General features: G+C 31.6%; 27 protein-coding genes and 1 tRNA gene. 10 read left to right on the top strand and 18 right to left on the bottom strand.

What is annotated here, in order from left to right:
* Positions 1-56: 56 nt before the first annotated feature.
* The 11 genes from B0A81_RS04830 to B0A81_RS04780 all read right to left on the bottom strand — a co-directional run bounded on the left by B0A81_RS04830 (position 57) and on the right by B0A81_RS04780 (position 8,363).
* The gene (locus tag B0A81_RS04830) at positions 57-653 is read right to left on the bottom strand and encodes a SprT-like domain-containing protein (protein WP_089056974.1); all 597 of its coding nucleotides are present in this window, start codon (positions 651-653) and stop codon (positions 57-59) included.
* A 76-nt stretch (positions 654-729) separates the two neighbouring features.
* On the bottom strand, positions 730-1,407 hold the full coding sequence (locus B0A81_RS04825; protein WP_089056973.1) for an SDR family NAD(P)-dependent oxidoreductase: 678 nt from the start codon (positions 1,405-1,407) through the stop codon (positions 730-732).
* Positions 1,408-1,442: 35 nt separating this feature from the next.
* Positions 1,443-2,417 carry a M20/M25/M40 family metallo-hydrolase gene (locus B0A81_RS04820; RefSeq protein WP_089056972.1) on the bottom strand — a complete coding sequence of 325 codons (975 nt, stop codon included), beginning with the start codon at positions 2,415-2,417 and terminating at the stop codon, positions 1,443-1,445.
* Between the two features lie 246 nt (positions 2,418-2,663).
* A complete protein-coding gene (locus B0A81_RS04815) occupies positions 2,664-3,698 on the bottom strand; it encodes a D-alanine--D-alanine ligase (RefSeq protein WP_089056971.1) in 1,035 nt (344 codons plus the stop codon).
* 11 nt (positions 3,699-3,709) lie between these two features.
* Positions 3,710-4,420, bottom strand: coding sequence for an NRDE family protein (locus tag B0A81_RS04810; protein WP_089056970.1), 711 nt, complete (start codon positions 4,418-4,420; stop codon positions 3,710-3,712).
* Positions 4,408-4,896, bottom strand: coding sequence for a DinB family protein (locus B0A81_RS04805; RefSeq protein WP_089056969.1), 489 nt, complete (start codon positions 4,894-4,896; stop codon positions 4,408-4,410). The genes B0A81_RS04810 and B0A81_RS04805 overlap by 13 nt, the downstream gene beginning before the upstream one ends.
* A gap of 20 nt (positions 4,897-4,916) precedes the next feature.
* A complete protein-coding gene (locus B0A81_RS04800; RefSeq protein WP_089056968.1) occupies positions 4,917-5,285 on the bottom strand; it encodes a DoxX family protein in 369 nt (122 codons plus the stop codon).
* A 7-nt stretch (positions 5,286-5,292) separates the two neighbouring features.
* Positions 5,293-5,751 carry a YHS domain-containing (seleno)protein gene (locus B0A81_RS04795; RefSeq protein WP_089056967.1) on the bottom strand — a complete coding sequence of 153 codons (459 nt, stop codon included), beginning with the start codon at positions 5,749-5,751 and terminating at the stop codon, positions 5,293-5,295.
* A 6-nt stretch (positions 5,752-5,757) separates the two neighbouring features.
* Complete coding sequence (locus B0A81_RS04790; protein WP_089056966.1) at positions 5,758-6,354, bottom strand: peroxiredoxin-like family protein; 597 nt, start codon at positions 6,352-6,354, stop codon at positions 5,758-5,760.
* Between the two features lie 91 nt (positions 6,355-6,445).
* Positions 6,446-7,123 (bottom strand): Crp/Fnr family transcriptional regulator, encoded by a 678-nt coding sequence (locus B0A81_RS04785; protein WP_089056965.1) that lies wholly within the window; start codon positions 7,121-7,123, stop codon positions 6,446-6,448.
* A gap of 97 nt (positions 7,124-7,220) precedes the next feature.
* A complete protein-coding gene (locus B0A81_RS04780; protein ID WP_089056964.1) occupies positions 7,221-8,363 on the bottom strand; it encodes an acyl-CoA dehydrogenase in 1,143 nt (380 codons plus the stop codon).
* 469 nt (positions 8,364-8,832) lie between these two features.
* Here B0A81_RS04780 and B0A81_RS04775 point away from each other — a divergent pair, with 469 nt between their 5' ends.
* From B0A81_RS04775 to B0A81_RS04765, 3 genes are all read left to right on the top strand, one after another.
* A complete protein-coding gene (locus B0A81_RS04775) occupies positions 8,833-9,408 on the top strand; it encodes a chalcone isomerase family protein (protein ID WP_089056963.1) in 576 nt (191 codons plus the stop codon).
* 142 nt (positions 9,409-9,550) lie between these two features.
* The gene (locus B0A81_RS04770; RefSeq protein ID WP_089056962.1) at positions 9,551-10,777 is read left to right on the top strand and encodes a Glu/Leu/Phe/Val dehydrogenase dimerization domain-containing protein; all 1,227 of its coding nucleotides are present in this window, start codon (positions 9,551-9,553) and stop codon (positions 10,775-10,777) included.
* A 302-nt stretch (positions 10,778-11,079) separates the two neighbouring features.
* Positions 11,080-11,985: a hypothetical protein gene (locus tag B0A81_RS04765; protein WP_089055378.1), complete on the top strand. Its 906-nt coding sequence runs from the start codon at positions 11,080-11,082 to the stop codon at positions 11,983-11,985.
* 376 nt (positions 11,986-12,361) lie between these two features.
* Here the strand turns inward: B0A81_RS04765 and B0A81_RS04760 are convergent, their stop codons facing one another.
* Both B0A81_RS04760 and B0A81_RS04755 read right to left on the bottom strand, forming a co-directional pair.
* Positions 12,362-12,757, bottom strand: a complete 396-nt coding sequence (locus B0A81_RS04760) for an ExbD/TolR family protein (RefSeq protein WP_089056961.1) — start codon at positions 12,755-12,757, stop codon at positions 12,362-12,364.
* 3 nt (positions 12,758-12,760) lie between these two features.
* On the bottom strand, positions 12,761-13,453 hold the full coding sequence (locus B0A81_RS04755) for a MotA/TolQ/ExbB proton channel family protein (protein WP_089056960.1): 693 nt from the start codon (positions 13,451-13,453) through the stop codon (positions 12,761-12,763).
* A gap of 131 nt (positions 13,454-13,584) precedes the next feature.
* Between B0A81_RS04755 and B0A81_RS04750 the strand changes: the two genes are divergently transcribed.
* The 4 genes from B0A81_RS04750 to B0A81_RS04735 all read left to right on the top strand — a co-directional run bounded on the left by B0A81_RS04750 (position 13,585) and on the right by B0A81_RS04735 (position 16,714).
* Positions 13,585-14,820: a bifunctional folylpolyglutamate synthase/dihydrofolate synthase gene (locus B0A81_RS04750; protein WP_089056959.1), complete on the top strand. Its 1,236-nt coding sequence runs from the start codon at positions 13,585-13,587 to the stop codon at positions 14,818-14,820.
* A 107-nt stretch (positions 14,821-14,927) separates the two neighbouring features.
* Positions 14,928-15,734, top strand: a complete 807-nt coding sequence (locus B0A81_RS04745) for a hypothetical protein (RefSeq protein WP_123922161.1) — start codon at positions 14,928-14,930, stop codon at positions 15,732-15,734.
* Positions 15,735-15,896: 162 nt separating this feature from the next.
* Positions 15,897-15,974 (top strand) — tRNA-Val (locus tag B0A81_RS04740).
* 335 nt (positions 15,975-16,309) lie between these two features.
* Positions 16,310-16,714 carry a helix-turn-helix transcriptional regulator gene (locus tag B0A81_RS04735; RefSeq protein WP_089056957.1) on the top strand — a complete coding sequence of 135 codons (405 nt, stop codon included), beginning with the start codon at positions 16,310-16,312 and terminating at the stop codon, positions 16,712-16,714.
* A 79-nt stretch (positions 16,715-16,793) separates the two neighbouring features.
* Here the strand turns inward: B0A81_RS04735 and B0A81_RS04730 are convergent, their stop codons facing one another.
* The gene (locus tag B0A81_RS04730) at positions 16,794-17,153 is read right to left on the bottom strand and encodes a MerR family transcriptional regulator (protein WP_089056989.1); all 360 of its coding nucleotides are present in this window, start codon (positions 17,151-17,153) and stop codon (positions 16,794-16,796) included.
* Between the two features lie 298 nt (positions 17,154-17,451).
* On the opposite strand from B0A81_RS04730, the gene B0A81_RS04725 reads away from it, so the two are divergent.
* Positions 17,452-18,015 (top strand): adenylate kinase family protein, encoded by a 564-nt coding sequence (locus tag B0A81_RS04725; RefSeq protein ID WP_089056956.1) that lies wholly within the window; start codon positions 17,452-17,454, stop codon positions 18,013-18,015.
* A gap of 118 nt (positions 18,016-18,133) precedes the next feature.
* Here B0A81_RS04725 and B0A81_RS04720 read toward each other — a convergent pair whose 3' ends face one another.
* On the bottom strand, positions 18,134-18,919 hold the full coding sequence (locus tag B0A81_RS04720) for a TlpA family protein disulfide reductase (protein ID WP_165768035.1): 786 nt from the start codon (positions 18,917-18,919) through the stop codon (positions 18,134-18,136).
* 162 nt (positions 18,920-19,081) lie between these two features.
* Positions 19,082-20,551, bottom strand: coding sequence for a serine hydrolase domain-containing protein (locus B0A81_RS04715; protein WP_089056954.1), 1,470 nt, complete (start codon positions 20,549-20,551; stop codon positions 19,082-19,084).
* A gap of 727 nt (positions 20,552-21,278) precedes the next feature.
* Between B0A81_RS04715 and B0A81_RS04705 the strand changes: the two genes are divergently transcribed.
* On the top strand, positions 21,279-22,010 hold the full coding sequence (locus B0A81_RS04705) for a hypothetical protein (RefSeq protein WP_089056952.1): 732 nt from the start codon (positions 21,279-21,281) through the stop codon (positions 22,008-22,010).
* On the top strand, positions 22,011-22,427 hold the full coding sequence (locus tag B0A81_RS04700) for a hypothetical protein (RefSeq protein WP_089056951.1): 417 nt from the start codon (positions 22,011-22,013) through the stop codon (positions 22,425-22,427).
* 163 nt (positions 22,428-22,590) lie between these two features.
* On the opposite strand, the gene B0A81_RS04695 is transcribed toward B0A81_RS04700, so the two are convergent.
* Positions 22,591-23,676, bottom strand: coding sequence for a serine hydrolase domain-containing protein (locus tag B0A81_RS04695; protein WP_089056950.1), 1,086 nt, complete (start codon positions 23,674-23,676; stop codon positions 22,591-22,593).
* A gap of 133 nt (positions 23,677-23,809) precedes the next feature.
* A complete protein-coding gene (locus tag B0A81_RS04690; protein WP_089056949.1) occupies positions 23,810-24,949 on the bottom strand; it encodes a helix-turn-helix domain-containing protein in 1,140 nt (379 codons plus the stop codon).
* Between the last annotated feature and the right edge of the window lie 197 nt (positions 24,950-25,146).

The following is a 25,146-nucleotide window of genomic DNA, read 5'->3' as shown; positions in this document are numbered from 1 at the left end:
CCAAATTCCAAACTATTTAAAATTGGAATTTGGGATTTCTCTTTTTATTTGAGTTCTTAATCTATAAGCTCTACTTCGGCATTTGGATTAAAAAGATACGTTCGTCCTGAGCTTATTTCTATACATTCAAATCGTTTGGTTCTAACAGCAAGTTTCTTAAAGATTTTACCATTTTTTATTCGGAAAACGCTTCCGTACGGTATTTCGAAAACATAATTTTTATCACTTGCAGAATCATATTGTTTTAATGCCAAAGACAAAGTAGTATCTGTATCACTGCTTGCTGATGGATTTTTAAAATGCCTAGCTAATAACGGCAGCAATTGACTTGGAAATATCTCCGGCCTGATAAACGGAACCATCGTTCTTTGAAAGGTGTATTTCCATTCATTGCCGTGTGGTTTTATATTTCGTCCAAATTTTTCGAATGCAACCAAATGTGAAATCTCATGAATTAGGGTAATCAAAAACCTGTATTTGTTTAAACTCGCATTAACCGTTATTTCATGTTTACCACTAGGCCCGCGTCTGTAATCTCCATGCCGCGTTTGACGTTCATTTACAATTTTCAAATGAACCTGATTGGATACAATCAAATCAAAAACAGGCTTTACAGCATGCTCTGGAATATATTTTGCTAAAGTTTCGCTCAATTTAGGTTAAATGTTATTTGTTAAACGTCAAAAGTTCATTTCTATTTGAATCTGGAATTTAACTATTGAAATTTTCTTATGGATTAGTTGAAGAAACCTCCAATACCTTTCCGTTAAAATACTTATTTCCGTTGAGTGTAAAATCATAAATGTAAGTTGCCATTCCTTCGGCAGAAATTGGCGCTTGATAACCTGGAAAAGCTTCGTTCAACATTTCTGTTTGAACAGAACCTAAAGCCAGCACATTGAATGAAATACCGCGTTCTTTATATTCTTCAGCTAATAATTCTGTTAAAGTAATTACAGCACCTTTACTAGAACTATATGCTGCCAAACCAGCAAACTTAAGACTTCCTCTAACGCCGCCAATTGAACTGATGGTTACAACGTGACTTCCTTTTTGCAAATAAGGCAGACAAACTCTTGTAAGGTTTGCAACTGCAAAAACATTTACTTTATAAATACTTTCAAAATCGGCTTGAGTAGTTTCTGCAAAAGGCTTCAATAATAAAGCTCCTGCATTATGAACTAAGGCATCGACTTTTTTCCATGTCGAAGCAATAAAATGCTCTACTTCCTGCAAAGCGGTTTCATCTGCTAAGTCGATTGATAAGCAGGTTACATTTTTATGTTCTAAAAGCGTTTTTGGTGTTTTTCTAGAAATAGCTAAAACCTGATTTCCAGCATTTGCAAACTGCAAAGCCAGCTCATAACCAATTCCTCTACTCGTTCCTGTAACAATAATATTTTTCATAAAGCAAAAATAAACAAATACAATAGAAAGAAAGACTATTTATTCATTGTAATTTCTTCAGTTGGAGTAACTGCAATTTTTGTAACCGCTGGCAAAAACTCTTGAATAAATGAAGTAATATGAGGAATATCCATCACTTTGAACTCATCAGAAACATGGTGATAAAACTCAAAATTTTCAAAATCAAAAGTACTTATAGATTGACATGGTTTCTTGAAAACTTCATAAAACGAGTAGTTATCTGATCTATAGAATAATTCGTATTCAGCTTCTTTTGGCAGGAATCCGATTGTTTTTTTACCAGTATATTGATTGATTTTCTCCGCCATGTTCGATTTATCAAAACCTGTAACATAAGCCAAATAATCACGTTTCATTGGAACTCCAATCATTTCAATATTTAATTGTGTGTACAAATTAAAATTTTGCTTTTTTAGTTTTTGAACTAAACTTTTTGAACCAAGCAATCCTTTTTCTTCTCCGGCAAAAAACACAATTAAAATGCTTCGTTTATTCGATTTTGTTTCTGCAAAGTATTTAGCCATTTGAGCAACAGCAGTTACACCAGAAGCATCATCATTTGCTCCATTATTTATAACATCTGCTTGCTGCTTTTTCTCTATACCAATATGATCGTAATGTGCACTTAGAACTACATATTCATTTTTCAACGTTGGATCTGTCCCTTCAAGAACACCGACAATATTAAACGCTGGAGATTTAAAATTTGTTAATGTATCTCGATATGTTTTAAAATAAGGCTTGACATTGTTCTTCTTTAAAAAATCCTCTAAAAAAACAGCCGCTTTTTCGATTCCTTTTGTTCCAGTTTCACGTCCTTCCAGTTCATCTGAAGAAAGATATTCTAAAAAATTAGAAACTTCATTTTGATTGACTTTATAAGTAACTTCAATAGGTTTACTTGACTTTGATTTTTTTTCGCTTACAGCAGTAGGGTTTGTTTTACATGCAAAAAAAATAAATGGCAAAAGAAAGTAGAGTTTTTTCATAATAATGATTTAGATTTCTATAGAAGACTGGTTAAAATACGTTTTTAATATCTGTTGATTTTTTAAGACAAAAAACGGTATTGCAAACTTTGAAAACTGATCTCTATTTGAAAATGAACTTGTTAAATCATAATCAAACAAGCGTTTCAAAAAACAGCTGTCAAAGTTCCTGCAATATAATACTATTTTAACTTTTTTTCAATTGCAATCTACTTTCTGGTAAGTAAATATAAATTCAGATAGATTTCAAAAATTTACGATCTTATTGTTTTGAAGTACATGAAGTTTGTATTCTCGCATTCCAACTTTATAATCTAAATATGGAACTCCCATTTTATGATTCTGCGCACTTATTTCGTACATATAGGTAATATGTTTGGCAAGTTCTCTCCAGGCAAACCAAACTGAATGTTTGGGATCGTAGATATGCGTTGGCTCGCTTGCAGCTCCATTAAGTTCTACTATTTGAAATTTCTCTCCTCTTTCTAACTCTTCAAATGTATTGTACATGATATCAAAACGCCCATAATAAAACTCTGGAATCTGATCTGCAATTTCATTAATCATTTCGGTTAATTTTGGCGTGATTAAATTACTTCCGTCAAGAAATTTAGCACCGCGAGCATGATTGCCAAACGGAACTAAATTTGTGACTTCTCCATTTTGTAAAACACGCTGCAGCTGATCGCCATATTCTTCTTTTAAAACTTCAAACTGAATATGAAATCTTGGTGTTTTATATATCAACTCTTCAATAGTCGAAACTCCATCGCCCATAACATTCAAAAATTCTTTATAAACAATTCCTGTAATCTTTCCTTTCTTTTGTGATGGATAACGCACATAAAAAATTCCAACTTCATTTTTAAACGGAATTAAATCTTGAATTAAAAAATCAAAGTTTGCTTTATCTGCATATCTTTTCAATTCAGAAACCGTTTTAATCAATTTTACTCCAGAACCACGAAGACCAATATCTGGTTTAGCAATTAAGGGAAAACAAATTTCATGTTCGATTATAGTACTTACAATCTTTTTTAAATCTGTGTTTTCTTTAATTAAAATTGTTTTAGGATAATGCTTTTTAGGAAGTAAATCATAAATTCTCTTTTTGCTTTCCATCAAAAAACCACCGTTTTTAATTCTAGGATTTGAGGCATTAAAGAAGAAAACTGATCTTGCTTTAACGGCATAATACGCCCAAAGAAAATATATGGGAAAATAGAGAACCTGAAACGGCCAATACTCCCAATTAGTAATTTTATGAAAGAAGAGTTTCATCTTTACGTTTTTTAAATACTTATAAAAGAGGTTGAAAAATCTTGTGCATTCACTAAATCACAATACCTGATTGTTCCTTTATTTTTTATGATAATCACTTGTGTTACACTCAGCGTTTTTATTGTATTTTCTCTATTGATAATCAAACCATTTCTAGAGTCATCACGTTTTGTATAACGATGAAAACCAAAAATTTCTGAAGCCGAAACTTGATTTTTCTTACTCAAAAAATCAAAAAACCAAGAAGCTCTTTCTTTTCTAGTTTGATCTGAATATAAAGTTGCAGAAGACCAGATATAATTTTGCAATTCATTTAATTGCGTTGTTCTTTTCTTCAAACCATCCCAAATTAACTCATACAATTTGTGCTGTTGACACAGAATCAAGGTAAACGGTTCGATGTTTTCTAAATCAATCAGTTTCCAAAAATCCTTTGGTGATTCGCTAGAAATAATCTCCAAAGCAATTAATCCTCTGCTTTTTCGATAAGCAAACGAAGAAATATGCTTTTTAAGACCTCCGTTTAGAAGTACCAAAACATTTCCGTATTCATCTACAGCAAACCAAGTTCCTCCAGCTTTAGGATCTTTTGGATACGTGATATTTTTACCATTGTGGTAATAATTTCTAGGCGAAATTGCTTCTGGCCGAATCACCTTCTCGTCTCGATTTGAAGTTATTATCACAACTCCATTATTATTTACATAACTTACTGTGCACATTGTTTTCTATATTCAATGGTTGAACGAGCTACACCAAAATTTTCATCAATCAAAATATTCTCAAATTGTAAAACAGCCACTTTTATCAAAGCTTGATGATGAATGCAATGTTCTAGATTATAAAGTAATTCTCGGTAATAAGTACTCTGAATACTAAGAGCGGACTCGTCACTTTTCTGTTCTAAGTAAATAATTTTGTTTTCGCTTTTCAATCTTGATTTTATTTCAATAATTGATTGCTTTGCAAATGCGGTTTGAGTCTGAATTTTGTTGTTTCTTTCTCGATTATCATAATTCAAAACACCACAATCATAGCCATTTTCGAGACACTGAAACATTTCGATAATATGTCTCGTATGCTCGCCAATTGTTGCATTACTTAAAGCGATGCAAGATTTAGAATATTCTTTATCTGATAGTTGATCTAAAAGATAAATTAATTCGTCTAAACTGTTCTGTATCGATTTTAATAGCATAGTTTTTACATTTTAGAAAATTAAATATTCTGTTTTTTATTGAAGTAAAGCAGTCCTGCGCAGCATATTAATGTAATAATGGCTAGTATAAAAAGAAAACCGTTGTCATTTTGCACTTCTATGCCTAGTATAAATAAATGCGACAAAATTGCTGTTATCATGATTAAGCATCCGCCCAAAGCACCAATAAATGTTGTTTTGGGAACTAGAATTAAAATTACTACAATTAACTCTGCTATTCCAGAACCAATTCTTCCGTAAGGTTCTACTCCTAAGGTCGAAAAAATATAAATACTTTCTGCTGCTCCTCCGAATTTAAAAAATAGTGTCTGCAATAAAATTGCTGCGGCAATAATTCTTAAAATCCATGTTATTTTTTCCAGTTTCATCACATTCTTATTTATTTATTTTTCTCCAATTATTATCCGCTTTAGCCATCAAACTTGTTTGGTCTTTGTTCCAGCTTTTTAATGTATTATTAAAATAGGCGTTGTAAAACAAGTAAAGTCTGCCTTCAACAATTTTAAAAGTTTCAGGATTTATTTCAACCTTTTCTCCACTGCTTCCCATTGCGTATGCACACCATCCGCCATATTGAGGTTCATATTTGGAAGGGTTTTTCAAGAATGCTTCTTTATTTTGAATGGATGAAAATTTATAAACAACTCCTTGATAAGAAACTGCCAAATCATTTTTTCCTTTAATTGCTTTTCCTTCATTAAAATATCCAACAGGATCATAACCTTGAATTGCGATTTTATTTTTGAGATTAAACTGATCCGTTCGTCTTGTATCGTTTTGAGCAAATGAAATACTCGAAACTAGAATCAATAGTAGTATTGCTGTCTTTTTCATTTTCCTTTATTTAAGAGTTTTCAATACCGAAACAAGCAATTCATTTGATATGCGATGTTTGAAATTTGGAGAAATATATTCGAATAAAATCTCGCCTTCTTCATTGACAATAAATACAGACGGAACTGGCAGAAAACTTTTGTTCTCGCCATTAGAATTTGCATTAATTACTGTTTTATAGTTTTCTGGGACTTGAAATGCAATTCCCATGGCGTTTATAAGTTCTCCTTTTGAATCAGAAAGCAGTATATACTTTACCTTATCTTTTTCCTCTGTTGATTTTAAATTTTTAGGCGCGTCTGGGCTGACTGCGACAATTTGGTATCCTAAATCCAGTATTTCTTTTTCGGCTTCAGCCAATGCTTGCAAATGCATATTACAATACGGACACCAGCCGCCGCGATAAAAAACTAAAACTGTTTTTTTCTTTTTAAGTAAATCCGAAATCTTTACATCTGTATTCTCAGATGTTTTTAAAGTAGCGTTTGGTATTTTTTCTCCTATCAATAAAGGAGCAATATCTAATGCTGTTTTTGGAACAGTATTTTGAGCATTAACAGTTGAAGTTACAACTGCTAAAACCATAAAAAATAACTTTTTCATAATTTTTAATTTTACATCTTATTCGATATTGTAAAATTACTTTAGTCTGAAAAAGCAAAATGTCAGCTAATTTACACTTAGCTTAAAATAGTTATATTTTGGTGATATCCTGAATTATAATTTCTTTCCTGTTATAACTTAATAAATTATTAGATTCCATTTCATTCAATAATTGTGTGGCGGTCTGTCTAGAAGTACAAATAATTTGAGCAATGTCATTTTGTGTCAAATAATTTTCGATCGTAACAACATTCCCATTTTTACTGCCTTCTTGTTCTGCCCAGTTTTTTAGAAACTGATGCAACCTTGTTTTTGCATCTTTAGAAATTAAATTGGCGTAGCTGTTTTTTATTCGTTTCATTTTCAAGCCTACGAATTTTGTATACGAAAGTGCCAGTGTTGGATTTTTAAGCAATAAGTCCTCAAAGTCAGACATTAAAAAACTGCAAATTGTCACATCGTCTGAAAGGACTTTTGCATATTCTTCATTTTTATCATCCGATTCCAAAGTCAATTCGCCAAACAAATCACCTTTCTGGATAATATCTTTTATAGTTTCATTACCTTCATCATCAACAGCAACAATTTTAATATTGCCTTTTTTAAGTAAAAATATACGCGGCAGATCTGAAGTCGAGAAATAAATAATTTCGCCTTTTGATGCTTTTTTAAAACCAGTAATAATGCACAACTGTTTGATTTGAGCATAACTCAAAGTTCGAAACAGTTTATGATCTCGCAAATACCAATACTTTAAATCTTCGTACATAAAAAACTTTCTTTTAGTAAAGATAACCAATTAAAAAAGAAAACCCTTTCAGACCAAGAAGCCTGAAAGGGTTTTACTGAAAATACTATAAATCTAATTATCCTGCGATAACTGATCTTGAAATTACAATTTTCTGAATTTCAGAAGTTCCTTCATAAATTTGAGTGATTTTTGCATCACGCATAAAACGTTCCACATGGTATTCTTTTACATAACCATTTCCGCCATGAATTTGAACAGCTTCAACCGCAGTATCCATTGCAACCTGCGAAGCAAATAATTTTGCCATTGCACCGCTTACATCATAGTTTTTATGCTGATCTTTATCCCAAGCTGCCTTCATACATAAATGACGCGCTGCTTCGATATTAACTGCCATATCTGCCAATTTGAAAGCAATTGCCTGATGATTGCAAATTTCAGTTCCAAAAGCTTTACGCTCTTTAGAATATTTTAAAGCCAATTCGTAAGCTCCAGAAGCAATACCCAATGCTTGAGAAGCAATACCAATACGTCCTCCAGCAAGTGTTTTCATTGCAAATTTAAATCCGAAACCATCTTCACCAATTCTATTTTCTTTTGGAACTTTTACATCACTAAACATTAAAGAGTGTGTATCAGAACCACGAATTCCCATTTTCTGTTCTTTTGGTCCAATTGAGAAACCTGGCATATCTTTAGTCATAATCAAAGCATTAATTCCTTTATGCTTTAATTCTGGATGTGTTTGAGCAATAACTAAATATACAGATGCAGTGTTTCCGTTTGTAATCCAGTTTTTTGTTCCGTTTACCAAATAATGGTCGCCCATATCAACAGCAGTAGTTTTTTGCGAAGTTGCATCACTTCCCGCTTCTGGTTCACTTAAACAAAAAGCACCGTGAATTTGACCTGAAGCTAAACCTGGTAAATATTTTTGTTTTTGTTCTTCTGTTCCAAATTCTTGTAATCCCCAGCAAACTAAAGAATTATTTACCGACATTACTACTGAAGCAGAAGCATCAACTTTCGAAATTTCTTCCATTGCAATTACGTACGAAACTGCATCAAGTCCGCTTCCGCCGTATTTAGGATCAACCATCATTCCCATGAATCCAAGTTCACCCATTTTTTTAACTTGTTCAGTTGGAAAAATTTGCTTTTCATCACGTTCAATAACTCCTGGCAACAATTCATTTTGAGCAAAATCTCTTGCTGCTTGCTGAATCATTAAATGTTCTTCGGTAAGATTAAAATCCATAGTTTTTTAAATTATTGTTTTTTTACCATCAAATGACAATGCACTGTGGCTGGTTTGTTTTTAAGTTTTCTTGAAGTCCTTTTTTTTCACAAAAAGGCTTTCAAAGATAAATTTTAAATGTGAAATTTACAATGCGCGCATATAAAATTGAAAGATCGACAATATTTACGATAACGTTTTCGTTAATATTTAGCTTTTTTGACCAAGTAACAATAATCATGCAGCTTTTTTTCTAAATTTTAAGATTAAAAATGCAGATAAAAAATCGGAAAAATTAAATTCTAAGCACAATTCTTACTCTAAAAAAGTCATATTACTTATAAAAGACGCAAACTCACGTAAAATTAGTCCTACTAATTTGATTACTAAAACAATACGTCGAAAAACTCAGAAAAAAAGATTCTCAGAGAACGTAAATTTTTGACAAATTAACATTATTTTTGCTCAAAAAATATATAATTGATAGAATATGAAAAAGATTTTACTATTGCTTACACTCCTTTTAAGTCTACAATTTTCTACAGTTTCTGCACAAACTCAATTAGAGGTAAATGGTGTTACTGTTCCAAGAAAAATAGAATTTCAAAACAAATCTTTGCAGCTTAATGGTGCCGGCGGAAGATCAAAAATGTGGTTGGAAGTTTATGTGCAGGCTTTGTACTTATCGCAATTAAGCCAAGATCCACAATTTATTATTGACAGTGATACTGAAATGGCTATTAGAATTGAAATTACCTCATCGATGGTTTCTTCTAATAAATTAACAAAAGCAATGAATACTGGATTTGAAAAATCTGCAGGAAGCAATCTTGAGCAGCTGCGTCCGCGAATTGAGCAGTTTAAAACATACTTAAGCGACGCAATTACAGAGAAAGATGTCTTTATCTTATTTTATAATCCGCTTGACCAAACTGTCAATGTTTATAAAAATGAAGTTTTAAAAGGAAAAGTTCAAGGATTTGATTTCAAAAAAGCATTATTTGGCATTTGGCTTTCAGACAAGCCAGTTGACGAAACTTTAAAAAAGCACTTATTAGGAATATAATTCTTAATTCTTTAACATATTCGAAAGCCGAAAACCATATAGTTTTCGGCTTTCTTTTTTGTTTTAATAAATTTGAAGCAAAATACATTATTCGCATTATTCTATTTTATACTTTTACGCAAACTAAACATATCTCAACAAAATGAAAGATTTATTACAGCAATTTGAAAATAAAGCACCTGAAATTGTTTTTAACTGGAAAGATTCTGAAACAGAAGCTGAAGGATGGACCGTGATTAACTCTCTGCGTGGTGGAGCTGCCGGCGGCGGAACTAGAATGAGAAAAGGCTTAGATATGAACGAAGTTTTATCATTGGCAAAAACAATGGAAGTAAAATTCTCTGTTTCCGGCCCTGCTATTGGAGGTGCTAAATCTGGAATAAACTTTGACCCAAATGATCCTCGCAAAAAAGGAGTTTTACAACGCTGGTATAAAGCTGTTTCTCCATTATTAAAAAGTTATTATGGAACTGGAGGCGATCTAAATGTTGATGAAATTCATGAAGTGATTCCAATGACAGAAGAATGTGGTGTCTGGCATCCGCAAGAAGGTGTTTTCAACGGTCATTTTAAACCAACAGAAGCAGATAAAATTAATAGAATCGGACAATTACGTCAAGGCGTTATTAAGGTTATTGAAAACCCAAAATTCTCGCCAGACGTAACTAGAAAATATACTGTTGCGGATATGATTACTGGTTTTGGCGTTGCTGAAGCTGTTCGTCATTTTTATGCAACTTATGGCGGAGAAATAAAAGGTAAAAAAGCAATTGTACAAGGTTTTGGAAATGTTGGTTCTGCAGCTGCTTTTTATTTAGCCGAAATGGGCGCAAAAGTAATTGGAATTATTGATCGCGACGGAGGTCTAATCAAAGAAGACGGTTTTTCTTTTGAAGAAATCAGAACTTTGTTTTTAAATAAAGACGGAAATAAATTAGTTGCCGACAATATGATTCCGTTTGAAGAAATTAACTCTAAAATCTGGACAATTGGTGCAGAAATTTTTACACCTTGTGCAGCTTCAAGATTGGTTACTCAAAATCAAATTGACAGTTTAATTTCAAACGGACTTGAAGTTATTTCGTGTGGTGCAAACGTTCCTTTTGCTGATGCAGCAATTTTCTTCGGTCCTATTATGGAAGAAGTAGATCATAAAGTAAGTTTGATTCCAGATTTTATCTCAAACTGCGGAATGGCAAGAGTTTTTGCTTATTTCATGGAGAAAAAAGTTCAAATGACAGATGAGGCTATCTTCAACGATACTTCTGAAACTATAAAAAATGCGATTGTAAAAGCTCACGCTTTAAATTCATCAAAAACAAATATTAGTGCAACAGCTTTTGAAATTGCATTGAAACAATTAGTGTAATTAATTTTATACTTTATTTCTAAAGCGGGCTAAATTATTTAGCTCGCTTTTTATTTAGATCTAACCGTAAAGTTCACAAAGATTTCTCTCATTTTATGTCATTTCGATCCCGAGGCTTCGGGATCGAAATGACAAACAGTACGGTTTTAAACAATGTTTAAAAAAAATATTTGTATTCTTTGTATAAAACCTTAACTCCCGATCGCTATCGGGATTGTCTTTAAATTCCCTCTTTCATTCTAAACAATTTTTACTACTTTTAAGCGTTTTTAAAATTATACATTTCAAAATTCAGAATTAAAATGAGTTTCACTATTTCTTCAGATCAAAAGAAATCCTTACTCTTCACGACAGCTATATATGCGGTAATATTAATATTACTGTTTTTCATACGTTTTTGGCCTCCTTACAATCCAGATAACAATGTTGCTCTTGCAAGCGGAGGCGGCGGAGGCGGTGTTACTGTAAATTTTGGCGACAGCGATTTAGGTTCTGGTGCTAATTACAAAAGTGAAGTTCTTGAGGTAAAAAACAATGTAAAGCAGGCACCTGCAAAAGCAACTCCGGAAGAAGAAGCTATTATTACTCAGGAAAACTCAGTATCTGATAAAGCAGATGTTATTATTCCAACAAAAGAAAAACCTAAGAAACCTGTTCCTGTTGAAAAACCAATACAAAAACCAGCACCTGAAAAACCAAAAGTTTCAAATTCTACAAATGATGCTTTATCAAGTATTTTAAAAGGATCAAATAAAGGTGGCGACGGTGATGATAAAGTTGCAGGAAACAAAGGAAAAGCAGGCGGAAGTTTAGGCTCTAATGGATATTATGGAACTGGAGGTTCTGGCGGAGGAACTGGTGGCGGTAATGGAACTGGAAACGGCATAGGAACCGGAAGCGGTTACGGAGCAGGAAGCGGCGGCGGCTCTGGAGGAGGATCAGGTTATTCTCTTGGAAACAGAAAAGCCTTATCTAAACCTGCACCAAAATACACTTGCAATGAAGAAGGAAAAGTTGTTGTTGAAGTAAGTGTTGATCAAAATGGAAAAACAATAAGCGCAACTGCAGGAATTAAGGGTACAACGAATACAGCGAAATGTTTACTTGATCAAGCACGAATTGCAGCAATGAATACAAAATGGGAATCTGATAATGATGCACCTGTAAAGCAGGTTGGGAAAATTATTTATAATTTCAGTTTGAATTAAAACACGGATTTCACGGATTTACACGAATAACGTTTATATAAAAAAGGCTTTCTGATGATTTCAGAAAGCCTTTTTTTTCGTCTAGTTTGTCATTTCGTCCGAGGGGAGAAATCTTCGCAAGAAACGCTACAAAGATTGGCATTTACTTTGAGGAGCTACTAACGAAGATTTCTCCTTCGTCGAAATGACAAGATTGTGTTATACGTGAGATTTCTTCACTCATCGCAATGATGTAGTTTGTTTTTATCTTTCGCGTGAGGGATAGAAGGAAGCTACCGAAGTAGCCCGGATAGCACGACCACAATAAAAAAATGGGCCTATCAACGCTTTGCTGATTAGCCCATTTTTTTATTGTGGTCACGCCCTATTGATTATTCTACTTGGGACTTGTAGCAATTACAAACTTCAAATTGTTCTTTACTCCTATTTGCAAAACATCAACTAAATCTTGAACCTGCAAATTAAACGGAATTCTAACGACAACTGTTTGATCTTTATCAGCACCAATTTTTGTCATTAAACTGGTTTCTAGATTTTCAAAATCTACTGGTTCTTTGTCGATGTAGAATTTTTTATCTTCGGTAACGGATAAACTTATTAATTGTTTATTTGTTTTTTCATTTGCCTTGGCTTTTGGCAAAGTCATCTTGATAACATTAGGGTTTGCAAGTGTTGAAATAATTAAGAAAAACAACAGCAGGAAAAACATAATATCACTTAGCGATGAAGTTGCTACCTCAGCATGAAATCTTCTTTTTCTCTTAATAGACATACCTTATGCTCTTTGAATTATGTTTACAAATTCTAATATTTGTTTTTGAATTTTTAAGGCAAAATCATCAATTTTTCCATTCAATAAATGATAAGCACTGTAGGCAATAATTCCAACAATTAATCCTGATCCCGAGCTGATCATTTTCTCGTACAAACCTCCAGAAATGTTTCCAATACTAATATTTTCTGTTACTGAGATACTGTAGAAAATTTTAATAACTCCCGAAATTGTTCCAATAAATCCAAGTGTTGGTGCAATACCTGCAATAAGTCCAAGATGACCTAAACGACGTTCCATTTCACCAATTTCAATATCGGCAGCACGATCCATATTTGATTCGATTTCGGCAATTGGTCTTCCAATAACCAGAACTCCTTCTTTCAAAATGTTTCCTGCAGCGGTATTACTTCTTTCTACAATTGTTCTAGCCAATTCAATATTTCCTGCATTCAATTTATCACCAACATCCTGCATTAATCGGTTATCAATTTTTGAAGCTTTACTGATATACATATAACGCTCAAAGATGATGTAAATAGTATAAAATAATAAAAGCGCGATTGGAATTAGGAAGAAACCTCCTTTTAAGATAAAACCTAAAACAGAAATTTCGGTATTTGGAGCAATTTTTTCGATAACTACGTTAGATGCGTTTGCAATGGTATCTGTTTGTAATTGAATGAGGCTAAACATATTTTAATTCTTGTTTTTAATAATTAATTCTAAAAAATATTTCAATTTTGCAATAAAGATAATTTTCATTGTAATATTAAACTAAAAAAAACGAAAATTATTTCAATTACCAACTATTTTATCCAAATAAAATGAACTATCAAGAGACTACAAACTGGATGTTTAATCAATTACCAATGTATCAGCTTCAAGGTGCTTCGGCATACAAAGAAGATCTCACAAACATAAAATTACTGGCGGCGCATCTTGGTAATCCGGAAACGCAGCTAAAGTGCATTCATGTTGCTGGAACAAACGGAAAAGGTTCAACATCGCATATGCTTGCTTCGGTTTTACATGAAGCTGGATATAATGTAGGTTTGTACACTTCGCCGCATTTAAAAGATTTTAGAGAACGTATTAAAATTAACGGTCAAGAAATTTCAGAAGATTTTGTGTGCACGTTTATCGAAAAACATAAAAGCTTTTTTGAAGCAAATGATATGAGTTTCTTCGAAATGTCTGTTGGTTTAGCATTTGACTATTTTGCAGCCAAAAAAGTAGATATTGCTATTATTGAGGTTGGTCTTGGCGGAAGACTTGATGCTACTAATATTATTACTCCATTAGTTTCTGTAATTACAAACATTGGACTAGATCACACTCAGTTTCTAGGAAATACACTCGAAGCAATTGCCGGAGAAAAAGCAGGTATTATAAAACCAAATGTTCCTGTTGTTATTGGCGAATATACTATTGAAACACAGCCTGTTTTTTTAGCTAAAGCCGAAGAAAAAAAGGCACCTATTTATTTTGCGTCTGATTTAATTACCCAAGTATTCCCATCTGACTTAATTGGAGATTATCAGTTTCACAATAAAAAAACGGTACAGCAGACTATTAAAATTATAAACGAAACTACTGACTTTAAAGTTTCAGAAGAAAGTGTAAAATCTGGTTTATTGAATGTGGTAAAAAATACGGGATTACTGGGAAGATGGCAGCAGCTTGGCGAGAATCCGAAGATTATTTGCGACACTGCACACAATAAACATGGATTAACGGTTGTAATGAACCAGATTCAGAAAGAAACCTTTGAAAAATTACATATTGTTCTAGGCGTTGTAAATGATAAAGATCTAGATTCTATTTTACCGCTTTTCCCTCAAAATGCACATTATTATTTCTGCAGACCTGATTCATCAAGAGGTTTAGCTACTGAAATCCTCCAAGAATCTGCCAAAAAGTATAATTTGTTGGGGGATAAATATGATTCTGTGGAAAAAGCTTTCTTAGACGCGAAGAAAAAAGCCGCAAAAAATGACTTTATTTATGCAGGCGGAAGCACATTTGTTGTTGCTGAACTCCCACTAAATAAAGAGATTTAATTTTCGACCGAATATAACGGCTAAAATTCGCAATAAATCACACAACTACTTGATTTTTAATGTTTTAAATTTGTTAAGTTTTTTTAATAACCATAACAAATTTAATCATGAAAAAAAGATTCACCCTGGCGATAGGGATCATCTGTATGATGATTCTTATTGGCGCCAAAATCAGCGCGCAAGAAAAAGAAAAACCTGTATTTATTACGGTAACGACCCAGCATAGAAATTTGGACACTAAATGGAAAGCACAAGACTGGAAAGCAGCAGAACAAGAATATTTCGACAAGGTTACAAGCAAGAATAATTTAATTATTGGTTCAGAGATAATGACGCATTATTATACTGATGATAATACTGAAGTTCTCTTAGTAAATGTTTACAAAACCTGGGAAGATATTGAAAAAGCAAATGCTGTCAGCGATGAATTAATCATGAAAGCTTGGCCTGACGAAAAAACCAGAAAAGCATTTTTTGATAAATACAATACTTTTTATAGTCCTGTACATTCTGATGAAATTTATCAAAGCATTACTTCTATTGGAGAAAAGCCATACAAAGCTGAAGCTAAAAAACCTATGGTTATCTATTTGAGAAAATCGCAGATGAACATGCAGGGAAAAGGAAAAAACCTGAAAGAGTTTAATGAAAAAATCACTTTCAAAGATCCGTATATAAAAGCGTATTATCCGTTTCGACATTCATGGGGTTCAAACAGCACCGATTTTTTAGAAGCTTTTTTCTATGATTCGCTGTCCGATTTAGAGAAATCAGGCGAAAAAGTCGACGAACTTATTAAGTCTACTTGGCCAAATGAAAAAGATGGTGATGCTTTTTTTGAAGAATTGGAAAAATCTTTTACCGGAAAACATAGTGATTACATCTATAAAAACATTCCATCGCTTTCAAAATAGAAAATTATTCAAAAAAAGTGAGAACATAACTTTTTACATCCCAATGAGATAGAAAAAAACTTAAAAAAAACTTTAAATTTTTACTGCATTTTCTTTGGAGAACTCGAAAACTAGCGTATATTTGCACTCGCAATCACGAAATGATAGCGACCTAGTAAAATAGGGCGATTAGCTCAGCTGGTTCAGAGCACCTCGTTTACACCGAGGGGGTCGGGGGTTCGAACCCCTCATCGCCCACCAAGAAACTCCTTAAGAAATTAAGGAGTTTTTTTTTTTTATAATTTATCTTCATAACTTTTTATAAACGCAAAGTATTGTCATTTCGACTGAAAGAAGAAATCACACTCAGATATCAACAAATATTGGCGATATACTTTACGGAATTTCTAGTGTGATCCTTCGTTCCTCACGATGACAAATCTTTATCTAAAATTTAAGTCTGAGAAACAGAATTCAAAAATACTTACCATAAAAATCGTATTTTTGTTTACCGCTCCCCAAGAAAATCTGTAACATACATTTAAAATCTGTTTTTTACAGTTCTGGTTTATTCACTTAATTATTATCTTTGAATTATGAGCACACTATCAAGACCAAAACACATCGGAAGAAACATAAGCCGTATTCGCGAACTTCGTGACATGAAGCAGGAAGCATTGGCACAAGCTTTAGGTACAAGTCAGCAAACGGTTTCCGCTATTGAAAACAGCGAAACTATAGATGACACTAAACTGGCTGAAGTTGCAAAAGCACTTGGCGTGACTTCGGAAGCTATCAAAAATTATAGCGACGAAACCATATTAAATGTCATAAGTAGTCATGACAATTCTACAATAACAGCAATTAACATTCAACCTAGCTTTAATCCACTTGATAAAGTTGTAGAACTTTATCAAGAAAAAGAAAAGCTTTATGAACGCTTAATCCAAGCTGAAAAAGATAAAGTTGAATATCTCGAAAAATTAGTAAAAGAAAGATAGCCTTTTAAAGCATAAAAAAACTCCATTATTTCTAATGGAGTTTTTTTATGCTTTCAGATCGGACAATCAATATTCACGATCAATCATTACTTTGTAATTTCTCACATACTTTTTCAAGAAGCTTCTTAGTCTGTTTAAAATACCTCATCTTATCATCTATCTCTTTTATTTTTGACTGAAAAAGTTCAAGTGTTTCAGGCTTCGAATCAGTACTTTCAAACCAAGTGGTTAATATTTTTTTTATTTCTGCCAAGGTAAAACCAACTTCTCTAGCTTCTATAATGATTTCTAAACGTTCAACAACATTATCATCATAATTCTTATAATTATTAGATTTCACTTCTTCATTAACCAATCCCTTGATCATTCCTAGATTTTCATAATATCTAATAGTATGAATTGATAATCCCGTTTTCTTTGACAATTCGTTTATAAGCATAGCCTTATTTTTTTTAAATAAAAAACAATAAACCATAGAGTATAGTTTATACTTTATGGTTACAAATATACTAATTGTTTTTGCTTTTTTAAATTTATAAAACACAAAAAAACAAGAGGTAAAATAATTTCAAAAACAGAAAACACAGGCAGAATTAAAAAAAACTTTATTTCTAATGGAGTTTCTTTTATGCTGTGAAAACAGCTTAGGTTTTGTAAATTCGTAACTCTTTGTTTGAACGAAGAAAATCATTCCTAATTTTTAAGAATAGCACAGAATTAAAAACATTATAAATAAAATGGAAATATTAATAATAACAGGTCCTCCGTATTCTGGAAAAGGTACACAATGCGAAATTTTAAAAGACGAACTTAAATTTGAGCATATTTCAACTGGCGACAGATGCCGTTTGGAAAAACAAAATGAAACGGAAATCGGCAAAATAATGTCTCGATATGAAGAAAAAGGAGATTTGGTTCCTGATACTATAATGAAAAACCTTTTTAGTAATATATTGGATGAAAATATAACTGCCAATGGAATTATTTTAGATGGATACCCAAGAACTGAACCACAAGTAAATGATTTACTAGAGCTTGTTAAATCTAAAAATCTTAAAATTGGAAAAGTAATTAATATTGATGTTCCAAAAGAAGAACTTTTAAAAAGAGCAAAAAAAAGAGCTGAAACTTCTAATCGAAAAGATGATAAAGATGCGAGCATTCATCTTAAAAGAATTGAAGTTTTTGAAAGTTCAACCAGACCTGCAATTGAATATATGAAGTCAAAAATTAAAGTTTTGACTTTTGACGGAATGGGTACAATTGAAGAAATTACAAAACGAATTAAAGATAGTTTATAAAACAATCCGCTTTTATTCAATAAGCGCTTAAAAAAAAACTCCAAAATCTAATGCTTTTGGAGTTTTTTAATAGCTATCATTTTCCTAAAGACTCAATTTGTATAAAGGAATCAAAAAATTATTTAGCCAGCAGTTTTTTTATTTCGGCTGCAATGTTATCTAAATTGTCCGGAGTATTTCCTGTTGACATAAATCTTAAAACTCCATCTTGATCTAATAAAAAGTTTTTTGGAATTGAACCTTTTCCAAACTCATTCCATATTTTCTCATTTGGATCAATTCCGAAATTAAAGTCCATTCCGTCTTTTCTAAGTTTAGTAACTTTTTTCGAAACAACTTCCTGAGTTTCACCTCTTGAAACTGCTAAAAACACAAAATTTTTATTTTTATTGGGCTCAATAATTTTCGATGGTACATCATAAAACTCCATTAAACAAGGTGCGCACCAAGTAGCCCAGAAATTTACAAGAACCACTTTCCCTTTTAAATCAGAAAGTTTTACTTCTTTACCATCTACCAATTTCAAAGTAAAGTCTTTTGCTTTTTCGTTTAATTTTAAAATATACTCGTCATCTTTTACAAGCTTTTGGCTTTTTTCAGACTGAGCAGCAATTTTTTTATCATTTTCAACTTTTTCTTGCTCACTGAAAATCCCAATTAAAATTATGAACTCCTTATCTCCTATTTTATCTCCAAACTTTTTGGCTAGTTCATTTCTTTCGCTTTCAGAAACTCCTTTAACCATAGATTTAACATAACCCTCAGCACCATATTTTTCAACATCTGCCATTGTACCAATCTCGTTGTTGATTATCAATACATATTCAGGCTTTTTTGTCACTTTATCCTGCCCGTAAAAAGATTGAGCAATTATTATAAAAACAAAGAAGAATAGTTTTTTCATATTTTGATTGGTATTTAAGAGGATTATTGTTTTTATAAACAGCAAACACATAGTCCTGAAGCTTCAAGACTATGTGTTAAAAAAATACTTTTTGCTAATATAAGAAATATCTTTATTTGTAATAATTTAAAATTCAGAGTGATAAACATTACTACGAAACAACTATTTCCCTTTATTGGTTAATTCAACTTTAGTATTAAGATTATCTCTTGTTAAGGTTACAGAATTTACTTTTCCATCGCTGAAACCAAATTTTAGCAAATTAGGATAATCAATAATTTTAAAATATCCGTTTTTAAGATATACCAACTCATTATCGTTTTTTCCTTTAAAATGATCTAATAATACAGATTCAACATAAAGACGATTATTTTTTTCTACAATTTTTGTTTCTACACCTTGTGCATAAAGGAAATCATCGTAAGTCCCAACTAGTTTTTCTTTTAGACTTGAAGGCATCTCCTGAATTTCCTCATTAGAGGTCTTATTTTCCCAACCCATCACTTTTAAAATCGTTTTTTGAGTTTTTCCCATCACAGGAAAACGATTCTTTTTTTCGCCATTGGTTAAAAATGTAAAGCCGTTTCCATCTGTCATCGTTGCAAAAATACTTCCACCAACTCCTGTATTCGAACCGTTACATATAAACCAATCGTAGTTATTGTAACCAAAAGACTTTTGCCATCCATAACTCCATCCGCCAACAGCATCTTTTAAAGCTGTAACTTCTGTTACTTTTTGAGCAACATCATGAGAAATCACTTTATTATTTTTATTGCGCAAAGCATTTTGCATTTCAATAGCGATTAAGGCTAGATCAGTTGGCGTAGACCACATTCCTGAAGCTCCAACTTGCGGTGTAATTGGCAGACCTGTTCTAATAACTTTTTCATTTTCATCATGTACAAGAGCTACATTTGTTGGAAAGCCTTTTTCATTTGGCTGTATCATTGTAGTGTTTTTTAATCCAAGAGGCGTAAAAATGTACTCTTTTGCAAGTTCACCTATAGATTTTTTAAAAGTATCTTCTAAAGCCATTTGAACAATTACATAACCTCCGCCGCTGTATGCCCAATCTGTTCCTGGTGCAAACAAAAATTCAATTTCTTTATCGTATCTCGGAATTTTCCCTAAAAGACTTTCTTTTATTGTCGGGATTGTATCGCCTTCATAGTGATCTGCAAATCCGCTTTGACTTGTACCAGCCGTATGATTTAGAAATTGTTTCCATGTTGGTCTATTGTTTTCGATAAACTTACTTTTTGGTAAATGCCAGCGTTTTAAGTAACCATCGATTGGATCGTCTAATTTAATCAATCCTTTTTCTTCAAGAATAAAACAAAGAAGCGCTGTAATTGGTTTTGAAATTGAAGCCGTAGAAAAAGCAGTGTTTTGATCTATTTTTTCTTTTGAGTCTATTGATTTTACACCAAATTGGTTCGAGTACACAATCTTGTAGTTTTCGAAAACAACAAGACTAAATCCCGCAAGTTTATATTTTTCTAATTGTGGATCAATATTTAAACTGTCTGTTAGAAAGCTATAATCTTTACTTTTTGCAGATGCTTTTTTATTTGTTTGAGCACTTGCGACTGTTACTATAAGAAGTAATAAATAAATAATGTTTTTCATGGTATCGTAAATTTTAAGGTTAGAAATTTATTTCGGTACAAAGATGTGGGAGAAATTAAACCTATGCGACCGAATAAAACTATTCGAACGCATTTGTCTCCAATAATAAGTACGAATAATTACAAACCCTTTAAAAACAACACATTGAAACAACAAACAAATACATTTTTGATAGGCGTTTTTTTTATTCGGACTATAAAAAATCTCTGTTTCTAAAAATTCGAACCTCAATATTCTTTACAAAACAGATAAAATTGTTTGATTTCTTCTAAAACGAAAAGAGAGAACCAAGAAAGGAAAATACAATTTATTCTACTTTCCTATTTATTTATAAATACATCCGATAAAGAAAAAGATAATTTGAATACAGGTTTATCAAAACATAAAACCTTTTGTAGAAAGGAAACTTAATGCTAAAATTAAATTTGCGGTAAATGTAATAATATAGCAGACATGGATGCAACTGAAAAAATTATAAAAGTGCTAGATGATTTAGGTAAGCCTGGTGTTAAGACTGCTGAAGCAATGAGAATTGCTTATGATACACGCAGAAGCAGAAAGACTGGTAAAAATCTAATACACAGGTTTACTGAAAGTAATTATCAGAATCTAGTTTCGTTTATAAAAAAAACAAACTGAAAATTTAGGCGAATAAGAAAACATTTTCTGACTCTAGGAGATTTAAAATCATATATTTGTAAATATTTACTTATTATTTTGTAAAATTATGAATGAAAAATTTTTAAAAATAAAAACTGATTTAAATCCTTCAGAGTATAAAAATTTATTTGGAGATCCTTTTTGGAATGAGCAAGGGAGTTCAAAGGCTAAAAGCTTTTATCTTCAACTAGACGAAAAAGAAAAGGCTTTAATGTTAAAGGCTAATTACCTTGAAATGATTAAAAAAGCACGGGAAAGGAATTTTAATATGGCAGCCGATTGTTTGCAATGGTGGCTGGATGGTACAGGATTTACAAAAAACATCAATTTTCAGTGGTTAAGAGGTAATAATGAAGTTCTTGTTGCCGAAAATACAAATATAGAGCGCTTTGAAAAGGATCCTAATTTAATCACTTTTCTAAAGACTTTAACAGATGGAAAAACTGATAATTATGTTGCTCATTTTGACCGTATATTTACAGGAGGAATTTTCAGGGAATTATATTATGTTTGTGGGACAAGTACAATAACTTCAACTTGTTATTTTCATATCACTAGAAAAAAAAATAATTTTGTTTTATCAGGTAAAATAATCCATAAATGGTGGGATAGATATGATTGGCACAAAGGCGCAAATGCCTACATTCCTAATTTTGGCTATGTTAAAGACTCAGATGCTTTATTGGTAGAAAAATATTGTGGAGCCAGACCATATGAAATGAGAGGAGAATGGCAACAAAACTTCAATAAAACATTTCAAATGGATTCTTCCCGAAATATAAATCTTAAATTAAGATAAATGAACAAAAAGATATACTTAATATTAGCAATTCCAATAGTTCTATTTTCAGCTTATTATTATTGGGAAAACAGATATGTAGAACTCAGACCAGTAATTCCAAAAGAATATACCCGCCAATTAATATTTTTTGATAATGATCTTTATAAAATTGCCAAGCCAAATGAAGTTTCGCCAAAGTATTACAAAAATATAAAATTTGTTTTAGACCGATCTAGTCAAGAATATATCATAAAAAAAGGACTGATTTATGTTAAATTTAAATATATGCATGACATGAATCTCATGTGGAATTATACAACTAGAGCTACTGATCCTACTTGGTTTAATTTAAAAAGAGAAATGGATAGTATTAATGGTAATGTAAAAGGTCAAAGAGAAATGGATAGTATTATTAAAACATTCAACCTTAAATAACTTAAGCTGTTCAATTCGGACAGTTTTTTTCTTCAACCTGTCTAGCAAGTTAACTCAGGAACTGATTTTACCCGTTTTTTTTCGTTTTCTGTATAAATAATAGATGCTGTCCAAAATAATTTTCGGACAGCATCTTTGCATTGTATTTTAAAGATTATGTCTGTTACAAATTTGTATTATCAGGTTTCATATCTTTCAAGATTGTATCATAAATTGAATTCAGAAGTGTTTGTCTCATTTTTGAGTTTCTATAATCTAACAGTATTATGATTCCCCAATTTTTAGCTCTGTCATAACATATTATTGAAGATTGTCCCATTGAGTCTCCCGATTTCATATAAATTGTGTTTTTATCATCTGTCATAATATTTAACCCCAATCCTAATTCTCTCTTTTCATCTTTATAAAATATTTTTTCAGTAATCACAGCTGCCTTACCTACTTTATTGTCTTTGTTTAAAACTGCTTTTAAATATGTAACCATATCAGAAGCATTCGATTTAACTAATCCTGCTGGTGCAGTAACATTCCAATTAAAAAACTCTTGAATTCCTCCTTCAGGATTGTGAGCAACTGTACGGTTTTTTACATTAAAATCCTTAGTTAAAGTATTGGTCATTTTTAATGGTTTTATCATTTTGCTTGTGATAATCTCATCATAACTTTTATTATATACTTTCTCTAATATTTGTCCAAGTAAAGTAAACCCAATTGTAGAATAACGGTATTTACCATAATCTTTTAATTCAGAACAGTTATTTACCATTTCAACCAATGATTCTTTAGTTACACTACTCACAGGCTGCTGTGGATTTAACTCCATTAGTTTTCCAAAATCGATATCTGGCAAACCTGATTGATGAGAAGCTAAATCTGAAATTCTAATTTTGTTTTTAAGATTGCTTTGCAGTACATATTCTTTTGGAAGATAGCTGTCTATATAATCTTCTAATTTCAATTTTTTCTCAATAGCGGCTTGTGCTATTAAATTTGAAGTTAAAATTTTAGTAATTGATGCTATTTCAAATATAGAGTTCTTGTCAATTTTAGTTTGACTCTCTGCGTTCAAATTCCCGTATGCGGTATAATATTCTTCATTGTTTAGAACAAAGCCTACACTAATACCTACATTGGGATTTTTTTGATGACTATCTTTTATTATCGAATCTATTCTTTGAGAAATTCCTTGTCCAAAAGAAAAGTTAGTTACTAATAAAAGTGCTGCTAAAAATTTTACTGAAGTTTTCATCGTATCGTATTTTTATGGTTATAAATTTATTTCGATACAAACTTGCGAAAGAAACTTATGATACGCGACCGAATAAAACTACTCGTACGCATTTGTTTAAAAAAACGCGTACGAATAATTACAAAACCATGAATTACAACGCCTTGCGGAAATCAGTAGGAGTAAAACCGGTATGCTTTTTAAAAGCAGTATTGAAAGAAGATTTTGAATTAAAACCTACTTCGTACAGAATTTCTAAAATTGTCACTTTACTTTTTGCAACATCTTTTAAAATATTTTTTGCATTTTCGATACGATAGGCATTAATAAAATCATAAAAATGCTGTTCTAATTTATGATTGATTAAAAGCGATAAGTCTCGTACCGGAATTTGAGTATCATTTGAGACATCTTGTATTGTTAAAGAAGGATTAAGAAAAGGCTTTTCTTCATTCATATATTGCTGCAGTTTCAATAACTCTTCACTGTATACTTTTTCAGTTACAGCTGTGGGTGTATTGATTTTTTCTTCAGAAACAATGTCTTTTACCAGTTTTAATTTTGAATCAATATTCCTGAATAGATCCGGATTATTTAAAGCTTTAAATAAATACCAGCAAATAATAAAAGGCTGCATTACCATAATTCCAGCTTTTATCCATTCGGAGATATCTGGATATTCAGAAAACTTAAAAATATTTTTTACAATAGCAACTACATACAAGATTGAAAGAAGTGTCGCAAACTGAAATAACCAATTATAGGAATTAATATGAGTACCTGCATTATTTTCGAGATACAGTTTTTTAGCTCTTTTTAATAACATAAAAATGGCCGCAAAATAAACAATGATCTGAACATGAATTAAAACATGAATAAACTGCAATTCGATCATACTTTGACGATTTATTATAAAATCCATTTTTGCAGCATCATCTACAGCATAGAAACGCGGTACCAAAACAGCATTTACAATTAAAAACGGGATTGCATGCAGAAGAAATTTGGGCTTAAATTTAAAATCAGAATAAGAAACTGATAATACATATAAGTAAAAAACCGGGATTTGAAGAAAAGCAATTGTAGATCTGAATATTCCCAAATTTGAAGGTCTGTCGAACATTAATCCGAACAAAGGCTCACTTGAATCGATTGCATTTATTAATAGAAAAACAGCAAAAAGAATATTACTTGTTTTGTCTTTTGTTTTAACTGTGAGCAGAAAAAATATTAGCAATAATGAAATGAACAAAGTAATTATGGTTGCAACAATTAATAAATTAATCTTATCCATTTTTGTTTTTTAGTGGTATTATTGTTTATAATTAACCTGCTTATTTATATCAGCCTCCAAACATTAGTACATTTTTCTGACTGTATTTCAGCAGTAAGCATGTTCTTTTTCAAAGCGAATATATGAAATATTTTCACTTTTTATTATTTCCTTTTTCTTGAAATAGAAATAATTTCTTACTGTTCTAATATTGCCTT

The organism is Flavobacterium plurextorum (assembly GCF_002217395.1).
Lineage (GTDB): Bacteria > Bacteroidota > Bacteroidia > Flavobacteriales > Flavobacteriaceae > Flavobacterium > Flavobacterium plurextorum.
This window is presented reverse-complemented; position numbering and strand designations above follow the sequence as displayed.